The sequence below is a fragment of the Albidovulum litorale genome, assembly GCF_025751495.1.
In the GTDB taxonomy this organism is placed as follows: Bacteria; Pseudomonadota; Alphaproteobacteria; order Rhodobacterales; family Rhodobacteraceae; genus Albidovulum; species Albidovulum litorale.
In genome coordinates, this window is record NZ_JAOWKZ010000002.1 from 70,396 (window position 1) to 82,449 (window position 12,054).

12 protein-coding genes are annotated in these 12,054 nt (G+C 63.7%); 5 read left to right on the forward strand and 7 right to left on the reverse strand.

Features of this window, described 5'->3' with window-relative positions:
- Positions 1–6: 6 nt before the first annotated feature.
- The gene (gene dprA / locus OEZ71_RS06180; protein ID WP_263739086.1) at positions 7–1,191 is read left to right on the forward strand and encodes a DNA-processing protein DprA; all 1,185 of its coding nucleotides are present in this window, start codon (positions 7–9) and stop codon (positions 1,189–1,191) included.
- A 65-nt stretch (positions 1,192–1,256) separates the two neighbouring features.
- Here the strand turns inward: dprA and OEZ71_RS06185 are convergent, their stop codons facing one another.
- Positions 1,257–2,057: a hypothetical protein gene (locus tag OEZ71_RS06185; protein ID WP_263739087.1), complete on the reverse strand. Its 801-nt coding sequence runs from the start codon at positions 2,055–2,057 to the stop codon at positions 1,257–1,259.
- A gap of 276 nt (positions 2,058–2,333) precedes the next feature.
- Between OEZ71_RS06185 and topA the strand changes: the two genes are divergently transcribed.
- Positions 2,334–4,874, forward strand: a complete 2,541-nt coding sequence (gene topA, locus OEZ71_RS06190; RefSeq protein ID WP_263739088.1) for a type I DNA topoisomerase — start codon at positions 2,334–2,336, stop codon at positions 4,872–4,874.
- Between the two features lie 97 nt (positions 4,875–4,971).
- Here the strand turns inward: topA and OEZ71_RS06195 are convergent, their stop codons facing one another.
- A complete protein-coding gene (locus OEZ71_RS06195) occupies positions 4,972–5,880 on the reverse strand; it encodes a LysR family transcriptional regulator (RefSeq protein WP_263739089.1) in 909 nt (302 codons plus the stop codon).
- A 105-nt stretch (positions 5,881–5,985) separates the two neighbouring features.
- Here OEZ71_RS06195 and OEZ71_RS06200 point away from each other — a divergent pair, with 105 nt between their 5' ends.
- Both OEZ71_RS06200 and OEZ71_RS06205 read left to right on the forward strand, forming a co-directional pair.
- Positions 5,986–6,867: a phytanoyl-CoA dioxygenase family protein gene (locus OEZ71_RS06200; protein ID WP_263739090.1), complete on the forward strand. Its 882-nt coding sequence runs from the start codon at positions 5,986–5,988 to the stop codon at positions 6,865–6,867.
- Positions 6,867–7,484 (forward strand): HD domain-containing protein, encoded by a 618-nt coding sequence (locus tag OEZ71_RS06205; protein WP_263739091.1) that lies wholly within the window; start codon positions 6,867–6,869, stop codon positions 7,482–7,484. The genes OEZ71_RS06200 and OEZ71_RS06205 overlap by 1 nt, the downstream gene beginning before the upstream one ends.
- Positions 7,485–7,763: 279 nt before the next feature.
- Here the strand turns inward: OEZ71_RS06205 and rpsO are convergent, their stop codons facing one another.
- From rpsO to OEZ71_RS06230, 5 genes are all read right to left on the reverse strand, one after another.
- The gene (gene rpsO, locus OEZ71_RS06210) at positions 7,764–8,033 is read right to left on the reverse strand and encodes a 30S ribosomal protein S15 (RefSeq protein WP_263739092.1); all 270 of its coding nucleotides are present in this window, start codon (positions 8,031–8,033) and stop codon (positions 7,764–7,766) included.
- Positions 8,034–8,176: 143 nt separating this feature from the next.
- Entirely contained in the window at positions 8,177–9,151 is a 975-nt protein-coding gene (locus OEZ71_RS06215; RefSeq protein ID WP_263739093.1) for a calcium-binding protein, read from the reverse strand.
- Positions 9,152–9,257: 106 nt separating this feature from the next.
- A complete protein-coding gene (locus OEZ71_RS06220) occupies positions 9,258–9,791 on the reverse strand; it encodes a DUF1643 domain-containing protein (RefSeq protein ID WP_263739094.1) in 534 nt (177 codons plus the stop codon).
- Positions 9,788–10,444 (reverse strand): RluA family pseudouridine synthase, encoded by a 657-nt coding sequence (locus OEZ71_RS06225; protein WP_263739095.1) that lies wholly within the window; start codon positions 10,442–10,444, stop codon positions 9,788–9,790. The genes OEZ71_RS06220 and OEZ71_RS06225 overlap by 4 nt, the downstream gene beginning before the upstream one ends.
- A 55-nt stretch (positions 10,445–10,499) precedes the next feature.
- A complete protein-coding gene (locus OEZ71_RS06230; RefSeq protein WP_263739096.1) occupies positions 10,500–11,396 on the reverse strand; it encodes a homocysteine S-methyltransferase family protein in 897 nt (298 codons plus the stop codon).
- Positions 11,397–11,543: 147 nt separating this feature from the next.
- Here OEZ71_RS06230 and OEZ71_RS06235 point away from each other — a divergent pair, with 147 nt between their 5' ends.
- Positions 11,544–11,966 (forward strand): VOC family protein, encoded by a 423-nt coding sequence (locus OEZ71_RS06235; RefSeq protein ID WP_263739097.1) that lies wholly within the window; start codon positions 11,544–11,546, stop codon positions 11,964–11,966.
- Positions 11,967–12,054 lie beyond the last annotated feature (88 nt).

The following is a 12,054-nucleotide window of genomic DNA, read 5'->3' on the forward strand; positions in this document are numbered from 1 at the left end:
GGTTTGTTGTCTTACCCCACCCCCTTCACCCCACCCACCACGGAAGAAAACAGACTGTCGTGGCTCCGCCTCATTCGCTCCCGCAGGGTCGGCACCGTCACCTTCTGGCGGCTTCTCGACGACTACGGCTCGGCCAAGGCGGCGCTTTTGGCACTGCCGGAGGTCGCGAAGGCCGCAGGTGTAGCAACCTATGAGCCCTGCCCGGAACCCATCGCCTTAAAGGAACTTAAGGCGGGCCAAGCCGCCGGGGCGCGGCTGATCTGCCTGGGCGAGCCCGCCTATCCGAAAGCGCTCGCCGATCTTGCCGACGCGCCGCCCATCCTCTGGGTCCTCGGCGATCCCGCCCTTCTGAACCGCCCGATGGTGGCACTTGTCGGCGCCCGCAATGCCTCATCGCTCGGCACCCGCATGGCCCGCAAACTGGCCGAGGGGCTGGGTGCGGCCGGCATTACCGTCGTTTCCGGCCTTGCCCGCGGCATCGACGCCGCCGCCCATCTTGCGGCCCTGCCCACCGGCACAGTTGCGGTGATGGCGGGCGGGGTGGATGCGATCTACCCGGTGGAGAATCTGAAGCTCGCCGATGAGATCGCCGCGAAGGGTGTCCGAATTTCCGAGCAACCCATGGGGCTCGACCCGGTCGCGCGCCACTTCCCTCTGCGCAACCGCATCGTCTCGGGCCTCGCCCGCGCGGTGATCGTGGTGGAGGCGGCGGCGCGTTCCGGTAGCCTCATCACCGCCCGCAACGCGCTCGATCAGGGGCGCGAGGTGCTGGCGGTGCCGGGTCACCCGCTGGATGGCCGCGCGGCAGGCTGCAACATGCTCATCCGCGATGGGGCCACTTTGGTGCGCAGCGCCGACGACGTGCTGGAGGCACTCATGGACGCGCCCGTAGGCCGCACAAGCGAACCGGCAGAAGAGCGCCCGGAACTGTCACTCTCGATACCTGCCGCCAAACCCGGCCGCGACTGGCGCGACATGGCCGCGCTTCACCGCCAGATCCTCGCCCGGCTCGGCCCCAGCCCCGTGGCTGAGGACCAGCTCATCCGCGACATCGCCCTGCCAGCCGCCGCCATTACCCCAGAACTCGTCACGCTGGAGCTTGAGGGCCGGATATTGCGCCACCCCGGCGGGCTGTTGTCACGACAAAACGACGAAGAGGAAACCGAAGCCAGCCGGTCGCGCGCGCAGTGATTCCAGCGGCAATGCCAGAGCGCCTCCCGACCGGAAAATATTGTGCAACAGCTTCCGGTTAAGTCTTAAGTCGCCAAGCCCTGCACTGCACCCTTCAACACGTTTCTCAGGAAACCACTGAACGTGAACCTTTCGCTCACCAGACCCGCGAAATTCTCGAAAATGTCGCGAGCCCGAAACGCGGCATCCGACCCGATCAGATGGTAATGTGTTCCGGCGACAAATTCCGAACCAAGCCGTTCGGACACAACCGGTTTTCCGCAAAGGTAACTGGCCAGAAGCCGCGGCGCCTCGGTATAGACGCCATCCTCGAAATGCAGGTTCAATACGCCAAGATGGGGGCGGATCTGGTCCCTCAGCTTGTCCGCATAGGTGCCGGTTTCGACCCGATCTACCGCAAACTCGGACAGGTTCGCGATCAGATCTTCCCGCCGGCTGCCTTCGACATGGCCGAAAAAGATCAGGCTTTCCCGATTCGGCGAAACGTAGGAAATCCGACGCGTTGGAAAAATGTGCGGCCCATAGATGACCTTGCCTGGCGCCTTCGCCGTCAACCCCGCCTCATCGTAAAAACGTCTGTTCGCGGCGCTGAGGTCGAGGGTGCAGTCTGCCCATTGAAGCGCCGAGCGGATGTTCTTTCGGTTGCGCTCACTGCGCGCGCCCCACAAAGCCCGCCCATTCTCGTCGTACATCTGCTCGGTCTGGATGGCGATCTTGTAGCCGCGACGAAGCCAGCTCATCCCAAACCGCTTGTGAACGCCGCAATAGATCAGCACGGGACGGCGAGTCGTCAGGCTCGCCGGAAGGCCCGCGATTATGTCGCTGGCCACCTGATCGAGAACCTCTGACCGCGACAGAAAAAGCAAATTCCCGTGCCGCCGTTGAAATAGTCCGCCCATCGTCCTGCACCTGCCTTGTGCCCGCCCCCGGGCATGTCCCGCCGCCCACCACGGTCACCAGCCAAACTTGCCGGTCCCGACGGGCATCCGCGTCATAGACCGATTGGCGGGGCCGGACAACTCAGCCCGGACTTGCGCGGGCACCCCTGTGCACAAGCAGTTTTCGACCGGTCATTGACAAGCCCCGCCCTTGCCGCCCATGTAACGCGGTCAGAGCAGAAGAACCGTTTTCAAGAGGAAGTCATGGCCGTAGTCGTCGTCGAATCTCCCGCCAAGGCCAAGACAATAAACAAATATCTCGGTTCTGATTATACGGTCCTTGCCTCTTACGGCCATGTCCGCGACCTGCCGCCAAAGGATGGTTCCGTCGATCCCGACGCTGGATTCGACATGAAATGGGAGGTGGCGAGCGACAGCAAGAAACATGTCCGCGCCATCGCCGAAGCACTGAAATCCGACGATACGCTCATTCTGGCCACCGACCCCGACCGCGAGGGCGAGGCGATTTCCTGGCACCTGAAAGAGGCACTGGCCTCCTCGCTCAAAAAGGGCAAGACCGTCCGCCGGGTCACCTTCAACGCCATCACCAAATCCGCCGTGTCCGAGGCGATGGCCCATCCCCGCGACGTGGACGGCCCGCTGGTCGAGGCCTATCTGGCGCGCCGCGCGCTCGATTACCTCGTGGGCTTCAACCTCTCCCCGGTGCTCTGGCGCAAACTGCCCGGCGCCAAATCTGCGGGCCGGGTCCAGTCGGTCTGCCTGCGCCTCATCGTCGAGCGCGAGATGGAGATCGAGGCCTTCCGCGCGCGCGAATACTGGTCGGTCACCGCAACCCTCGCCACCCCGCGCGGGCAGGAATATCAGGCACGCCTTACGGTGCTTGGCGGCAAGAAGCTCGACAAATACGACCTTGCCAACGAAACCGCCGCCGAACTGGCGGTGCAGGCGATCACCTCACGCGATCTGACCGTGAAATCGGTCGAGGCGAAGCCCGCCAACCGCAACCCCTACGCGCCCTTCATGACCTCGACCCTGCAGCAGGAGGCCAGCCGCAAGTTCGGCATGGGCGCCAAGGCCTGCATGTCCGCCGCCCAACGACTCTACGAGGCCGGTCACATCACCTATATGCGGACCGACGGCATCGACATGGCGCCCGAGGCGGTGATGGCCGCGCGCGACGAAATCAAGCGCCGCTTCGGGGCAGATTACGTTCCCGACAGTCCCCGGATGTACAAGAACAAGGCCAAGAACGCGCAGGAAGCGCATGAATGCATCCGGCCGACCGACATGGGTATGTCGCCCGACAAGCTGAAACTCGCGGATGATCAGCGCAAGCTCTACGATCTGATCTGGAAGCGCACGCTGGCAAGCCAGATGGCGGCCGCGCGGCTGGAACGCACCACCGTCGATGTAGGCAGCGCCGATGGTCAGGTCGTCCTGCGCGCCACGGGGCAGGTCGTGATGTTCGACGGCTTCCTCAAGGTTTATGACGAGGGTCGCGACGATGCGGTCATCGACGAGGACGATGACAACCGCCTGCCGCAGATCATGGAAGGCGAGAAAGCGGACAAGCGCAAGATCGCGCCCGAGCAGCATTTCACACAGCCGCCCCCGCGCTATACCGAGGCGACTTTGGTGAAGCGGATGGAAGAGCTCGGCATCGGCCGCCCCTCCACCTATGCATCGATCGTCACAACGATCCAGGACCGCGACTATGTGCGCAAGGACAAGAACCGGCTGATCCCCGAGGACAAGGGGCGGCTGGTGACGGCGTTCCTGACGAACTTCTTCCGCCGCTATGTCGAATACGATTTCACCGCAGATCTGGAAAATGAGCTGGATGAAATTTCGGCGGGCGACCGCAATTACAAGGAAGTGCTGGCGCGCTTCTGGCGCGATTTCACCGCTGCGATTGCCGAAACCGCCGACCTTCGGATCGGCGAGGTTCTTGAAAAGATCGACGAGTTCCTTGCGCCCCATCTCTACCCTCCGCGCGAAGACGGGTCGGACCCGCGTATCTGCCCGACCTGCGGCGAGGGGCGGCTGAACCTGAAAACCGCACGCTCCGGCGGGGCCTTCATCGGCTGCTCGAACTATCCCAACTGCCGCTATACACGCGCCCTGTCCGGCGCCAATGGCGAAGACAACGGCGCTGCCGAGCGTGTGCTGGGCGAGGATGGCGGGCAGGAGATCTGGCTGAAATCCGGCCGGTTCGGACCTTACGTCCAGCGCGGCGAGGCGACGGACGAAACCCCGAAACCGCCGCGTGCCAGCCTGCCCAAGGGCTGGTCCCCCGACGATATCGACCTTGAAAAGGCGCTGACGCTTCTCAGCCTGCCGCGCGAGATCGGCCCTCATCCCGACGATGGCGAGATGATCGAGGCCGGGATCGGTCGCTACGGACCTTACGTCAAGCACGGCCGTATCTATGCCAACCTGCCCGAGGTCGATGAGGTCTTCACCATCGGCATGAACCGTGCGGTCGAGGTTCTGGCCGAAAAGGCGACCCGCACGGGCCGCACCGCGCCTGCCGCCTTGCGCGATCTTGGCGAGCACCCCGACGGCGGCCCAATTCAGGTCATGTCGGGCCGCTACGGGCCGTACGTGAAATGGGAAAAGGTCAATGCGACCCTGCCAAAAGAAATCACGCCCGAAGCGGTGACGCTGGAACAGGCGCTGGAACTGATTGCCGAGAAGGCCGCAAAGAAGGGCGGAGGACGCAAGAAGGCCGCGCCAAAGAAAACCGCTGCTAAGAAGCCTGCTGCAAAAAAAAGCCCCGACTAAGAAAAGTACGGCGAAGAAGGCGGCGGCGAAAAAGTAACGCCCAAGGCGAAGGCCTGCCGACGATCACAGCCACGCCCAGCGGAAGCCTAAAGCCCGGTCAGGACATCCCGCCGCTGACCGGCTCTAGCGCCGACACCCTTTCCATCAGCCAGCTGCGAAACGCACGCGCCGGGCGACGCAGCGTGCCCGGATCGGGATAGACGAGGTGGTAATATTCCAGCCCCGGTACGGCGACGCCCGGCAGGCAGGGCACCAGTCCCTGCGCCCGCATGATCGGATCGCTCGCCGGCGCCCGGGCAAGCGCGATACCGGCGCCGTGCCCGGCCAGCGCCGCCGCCATCACCGTCGAATCGACCATCACCACCCGCGCGCCCGCCCCAAGGAGTTTCAGGCTCTCGAACACATGCGGCCAGCCGGCGCGGTGGGTCGCGACCTCCAGCAAAGGATGCGCCAGAAGGTCGGCCGGCGTCTTGATCCGCGCCGCGATCTCCGGCGTCGCCACCGGGTAGAGCATCTCACCCATCAGCTGGTCATGGGCGCGGCCAAAGGCCGAGGGCGCGCCAAAGATGATCTTCAGGTCCGAAAAGGCATGGGTGAAGTCCTCGACCGCGTTGCCGGTGGTGATATGCAGCGCGATATCGGGATGACGCGCGGTGAAATCGGTAAAGAGCGGCGCGAGCACGCCCTGTGCGAAGATATGCACCGCCTGCACATAAAGCCGCTCCTCCCGCGCCCTGCCGAAAAGCCCCGCCGTCGAGGTTTCCAACGAGACAAGAGACATCTGCACCGAGGGCAGATAGGCCCGCCCCGCCTCGGTCAGCCGCACTGCATGGGGCTGTCGGGTGAACAAAGCCATGCCGAGATGGCTCTCCAGCGCCTTGACCTGCTGGCTGACCGCCGGGGGTGACATGTTCAGCTCCGCCGCCGCGCGGGCGAAGCTTTCCGTCCGCGCCGCCGCCTCGAAAACGCGGAGCCAGTTGAGCGAGGGAATGCGGGTGCGGTCCATGAACCGAGGATAAGCTCAGCTTATCCTGACCGGCAAGAGATACCGTTCTGAACTTTGATGCTTCCGCATTAGCGTTTGCGCAACGCGACGGACAGGAGACCGGCAATGTGTGTGCCCTTGATCGACGGCCGCCTCTCTGAGGTGGAAAAGGCTCGATACTGGGAAGATGGCTACCTCTTCCCGATTCAGGCGATCCCGCCCGAAAAGGCCCGCGCCTGGCGGTCGGAACTGGAAGCTATCGAACATGACTGGCTCGACGCCGGCCTGCCGCTGCCCCTCAACACCTACAAGCGCGTCAACGCCAATTGCGTGCTGCCCTTGGCGCACCGGATCGGTACCGACCCCGCGATTCTCGATATCGTCGAGGGCATCCTCGGCCCCGACCTGCTGATCTACGGCGTCGAGTTCTTCATCAAGGAGCCGCGTAGCAAACATAAGGTCTCCATGCATCAGGACCTGACCTATTGGGGGCTCGGCGCCATCGACGGTATGGTGACGATGTGGCTGGCGCTTTCGCCCGCCACCCGCGCCTCGGGCTGCATGGAATTCGTTCAGGGAAGCCACCTCAATCCGATCCTTCCGCACGAGGACACCTTCGCCGAGGACAATCTCCTCTCCCGCGGGCAGGAGGTTAAGGTCAATGTCGCGCCAGAGGACCGCGTGCCTATCGAACTGATGCCCGGCCAGATCAGCCTGCATCACGGGCTGACTATCCACGGTTCCGGCCCAAACACCACCGACGACCGCCGCATCGGCGCAGTGGTGCGCTATGTCACTCCCGAGATTGCGCAACTGGTCGGTGATAAGGATTATGCGATGCTGGCGCGCGGCGCCGACCGCGTCGGCAATTTCATTAACTTTGCGCCGCCAACGGCGAACTTCACCCCCGCGAGCCTTGCGCTTTACGAGGAAATCCGCTCCGCTCAGGCCAAGTTCCTGATGAAGGGCACCAGCAACACCAAGGGTCTGTACGCGGAGGCACGCTAATGGAAAAGGTCAGCTTCACCCAGATGAAGGACGGCACGAAGGAGGAATACGAGTTCCTCACCGCGCACGAGATCGACCACACCAAACACACTGCCGACCGGCTGCTAACGGCCCTTGTCGACCTCGACAAGTCGCTCTCGGGCTACCAGATCACGCGGCTCGGCCATTCGGTCCAGTCAGCGACACGGGCCTGGCGCGACGGAGCGGACATCGACTGGGTGGTCTCCGCCCTCCTCCACGATATCGGCGACATCTACGCGCCCTACAATCACGACGAATACGCGGCGACGATCCTGAAACCCTTCGTGCGCGAGCAATGCACATGGTGCGTCCAGACCCACGGCGACTTCCAGATGCTCTATTACGGTCATCACCTTGAGGGCTTCGACCAGCACAAGCGCGAACGTCATCGCGGCAATCCCTATTTCGACGACTGTGCCGAGTTCTGCGAACGCTGGGATCAGGCGAGCTTCGACCCCGACTACGACGACCTGCCGATCGAGTTCTTCGCGCCCATGGTCCGCGAGGTCTTCGCCCGCACGCCCTATGACCCGCAGGTCATCCGTAAGGGCGAGAGGGTGCCGCTGACAGATGTGGATGTGGCAGCCAAAAGGTGAGGTTCGGTGCAGTGCCTGACCTCAATCAGCAACACCGATCAGTCGCCCGCAGCACTACCGCGCGGCGAAGGTTTGCCCTCTGCACGGTCTATACATTCCGTTCCGTTCAGATTTTGGCCCGACAGTTTGCCATACACTTTGCCGACAGAACGCCAACGCTGCGTCTATCAGCGCCACAACGACTTAATTACAGTAGAAACAGGTCCCACGTAGTTTTGGCCTTGAAAAGAAAAACGCGCCCGGAAAGGGCGCGTTGGTCTTACTCAGCTCTGCTCGCGATCAGCGGCGGATGCCGAGGCGCTTGATCAGGTCCTGATAGCGCGCGTCATCGTTCTTCTTGAGGTAGTCGAGAAGCTTGCGGCGCTGGGCGACCATCTTCAGAAGGCCACGGCGGCCGTGGTTGTCCTTCTTGTGGGTCTTGAAATGCTCGGTCAGCGTGGTGATCCGCGAGGTGAGGATGGCGACCTGAACTTCCGGCGAACCGGTATCGCCTTCCTTGGTCGCGAATTCCTTCATGACGCGGGCTTTTTCTTCAGCAGTGATCGACATCGGGATCTCCTTTCGGATTAAGGGTTATGGCGCAAGCCGGGATGTCGTCCAGCAAGGCCCGTGGAGAAGTAGCCGCCGTTTCAGGCGGATGCGGGCGTATAGGGGAAATTTCCCTGAAAGAAAAGCTCTAATCGACAGGGCGATCAGGCCGCAGGCCCGGAGTCTTCGGCGATCAACCGGACCTCGGCGGGGCTGAGCCCGTCAGCCCCCAATACATGGGCCACGACCTCCCCGTCGATCAGGACCTGCATCGCCCCTTCCAGATCCGGGTCTGGTAGGACGGTCACCACCGGGGCGGGATGCGCGACGGGATCGTAATTCAGCACCAATTTATCTTCCGCCGGGTTGTAGTCGGCGATTACCGCAGGCCCAGCATCGCCGCTGAGCCAGTCCGAAAGTGAAAAGGTGTCCGCCCCACCCCCGCCCTCGACCCAGTCGTCGTGACCGGCGAAAATCGTGTCGTCGCCCCCGCCGCCATTGAGAAAGTCTCGGCCATCGGCATCGGGACCGGCACCACCGGAGACGCGGCCGTCCAGCATATCATTGCCGTCCCCGCCCATCAGCGTGTCCTGCCCCAGTCCGCCGACCAGCAGATCGTCACCGCGCGCGCCCTGAAGCGCATCATCGCCGTCGCCTCCATAAAGGCTGTCCTGCCCGCCTCCGCCGATCAGGCGATCGCCGCCCGCACCGCCGTCGAGGCGGTCATCGTCCTCATGGCCGGCCAGGTAGTCGTCCCCAGCGTGACCGTAGAGCTCATCCGCCCCGTCGCCACCATGGAGGCTGTCATCGCCATCGCCACCGTCCAGCGTGTCATCTCCGCCCAGACCATGCAGGTCGTCATTCCCCGCATTACCATGGATCGCGTCGGTGCCGTCATAACCACCGATCTGGTCATCACCGCCACCACCGTGGATCTCGTCCGCGCTGTCCGTGCCGGAAATAACCTCGGCCAGCGGCGTGCCCTCAATGGTGTTTTCAGGCTGTTCCGCCTCGGGCGCGTCGATATCTCCCTCGGTCTCCGGGTCTGACGCATCCTCGTCCCCGGTTTTCAGAACACCGCTGAGTTCGACGGCGACGCCCGCCGCGAACAGCCCCAGCAACCCGGCCAGCATGAACATCCCGCACCCCCAGATCTTCGCGACCGGCAATCCCCATCGCCGGCATACCCCGCGACCAGTCAAAGCCGGTCACGTTAACATGGTCACAATGGCGGGCGGGATAGATTCAATTTTTGGAACTTTTAGGGCGGGACAACTCAACCCAAAGCTGCAGATTCTGCACATAGCCAACATAAAGCGGGTGCCGGGGAAATCCGGCTTTTGTCAGACCGAGATGCCAGAGCGGGAGCCCCGCCCCCTGCAGAAGCTGCGCCACCTCGGCCCCGCGCCCATGGTGAGACCCATGCACGCCCCAGCCGCACAGGATGCGCCCGGCCGAAGTTGCGGCCGCCAGAAGCTGTGCGTCGTTGTCGCGACCGACCGGCGCCTCCGCCTGCTTCAGGTCGCGCGGATCGGTAGCGCGATAGGCAAACAGGTTGGCGACAGCAAAACCGCCAAAGCCCAGCGCCCGCGCCCGCCTTTCGCAGCGTTCGATCGTCGGGTCATTACGCTCTTCCGTAGCGGTCGAGGGGTTGAGAAGGATATAGACCAACCGCCCGCCCGCGCCCCAATCACGGCTGAGCAGATAGCGATACGCACCGCATTCGGAATAGCGCGCCTCAGACCTGGTGCCCGCCGCCTCGTGGAACCGGACGATCACCGGAACGGGACCGGGGCAGTAAAGGTCATGCCCTTGCCGGTCTCCGGGTGGTTGAAACGCAGGCTTTCGGCATGCAGCATTAGCCGAGGATGGTCGCGGGCAGCGCCTTCTGCATAAAGTGGATCGCCAAGGATCGGGTGGCCGAGTTCCATCATATGTACCCGAAGCTGATGGCTGCGCCCGGTCAGCGGGAAAAGCCGAACGCGGGTCGTGCCGTCCTCGTCATGGCCCAGCACCTTCCAGCCGGTTTGAGCGGGCTTGCCGTTGACGTGATCGACATGCTGGCGCGGCCGGTTCGGCCAGTCGACGATCAGCGGCAGATCGACCGTTCCCTCTTTCGGTTCCAGATGGCCCCAAAGCCGCGCGCGATAGGCTTTCTTGGTCTTGCGGGATTCGAACTGGGCCGAAAGCTCGCGCTGCGCATGGCGCGTCAGGGCAAAGACCATGACGCCGGAGGTGTCCCGGTCAAGCCGGTGAACCAGCAGCACCTCGGGATAAAGCGCCTGAATTCGCGCGATCAGGCAATCGGCAAGATCCTCGCCCTTGCCGGGAACCGACAAGAGCCCGGCCGGCTTGTCGACGACAAGGATTGCGTGATCGGCATGGATCACGGTGAGGGGCGTGTCGGGCGGGGCATAGGCGGCATCGGTCATCTGCGGGCGATAGCACGACGGTAACGACGGAAACCACCCCCCGGCTTCGCCGGGATCAAACCAGCCGGTGTCCTGCCGCCCGGATTCGCCGGGCGATCTCGGCGATATGGGCGGGACCCGTTTCGCAGCAGCCGCCGATGATCGTCGCCCCCATATCGACCCAGCGCATCGCGAAATCGGCATAGAGTGCTGGCGTCATCTCGGGCCGGGCGTGCAAGGCATCGACGGTCGGGCTGTCTTTCAGGAAATCCTTGGTGATCTGCTGGAAGCCGTTGGCATAGGCGCCGAAGGGCAGACCGAACGCCCTGAACCCGTCAAGCGCTGCCGCCATCGCCTCGGGGGCAGAGCAATTGGCCAAGACGGCCGCCGCGCCGCCCTTCTCCAGCACCGGACCAAGCGCGGCGACCGGCTCACCCGAGCGCAGCCGCGATCCATTCTCGTCATCCACGGTGACCGACAGCCACACGGGCCTGCCACCGGTCTTCGCGCCCTCAAGCACCGCGCGCGCATGGGCGAGCGATGCGACGGTCTCGGCAATGAAGAAATCGACCGCGGGGGCCAAGAGCCCGGCAATCTCGGCATATTTCGCCACCGCCTCGTCATGCGGCGGATGGGTCTCGGGCCGGTAGGAGGCGACGAGGGGGCCGAGCGACCCGGCGATCCGGCCTGAGCCATGCGCCGCCCGCGCCGCGGCGGCTTCGGCCAGGGCCTGCATGTGAAGGCTCGCAAAACGGTCGTCGATCCCGGCCTTGAGCAACCGGTCGTGATGGATCGCATAGGTGTTCGTGGTCGCCACCGTCGCTCCGGCCCGGAAGTAATCCTCGTGCACCGCGCGAACGAGGCCGGGATGATCAATCATCACCTGAGTCGACCAGAGCGGCGTCGGCGCATCGCCCGACCGCGCCACCAGTTCCTGCCCCATGCCGCCGTCGAGAAGGGTGATATCGGCCATCTGTTCTCTCCCTTTGCGGACCGTCGTCCGATCTGCCTGCAATCCTGTCGCTTTCAGCGCTGGCGGAAACCGGCGGACGGGTCAAGCTGAGATTGACGGGGGCCGGGTCGGATGCGAGCCTCCGACCAGCAGCAAGAGGTCGCGGGAATGGATTTCGAAACGGTCAAGGCAGAGGATTTCGGGCGGTCGCTGAAGGGGATCGGGCTCAACCTCGTCGTGCGCGATGTGAAACGGCTCGCGGCGTTTCTGGAGGCCGTCTTTGACATGAAGGCGCACCGGCTCACGGCCGATTTTGCGATCATGACCTATCACGGCGAGGTCTTTCAGCTGCATTCCGACGGCACCTATTCCGAAAACCCGCTGCTCGGGCTTCTGCCCGAGGCGGGCGCGCGCGGTGCGGGGCTGGAGATCCGGCTTTACGAAACCGACCCCGATATAGCGGCGGAACGGGCTGCGGCCATCCCTGACGCGACGCTTCTGCAGGAACCGACAGACAAGCCGCACGGGCTCAGGGAATGCTATATCCTTTGCGAAAACGGCTATGCTTGGGTGCCGAGCCGACGGCTGTGATTCCGGGTGCGGACCCGGAAGCCGGTCGGGACGTGAAGGATTTTGATACAAAATCCTTCACGCGGGATCGGAAAAGTTCTGAACAAAA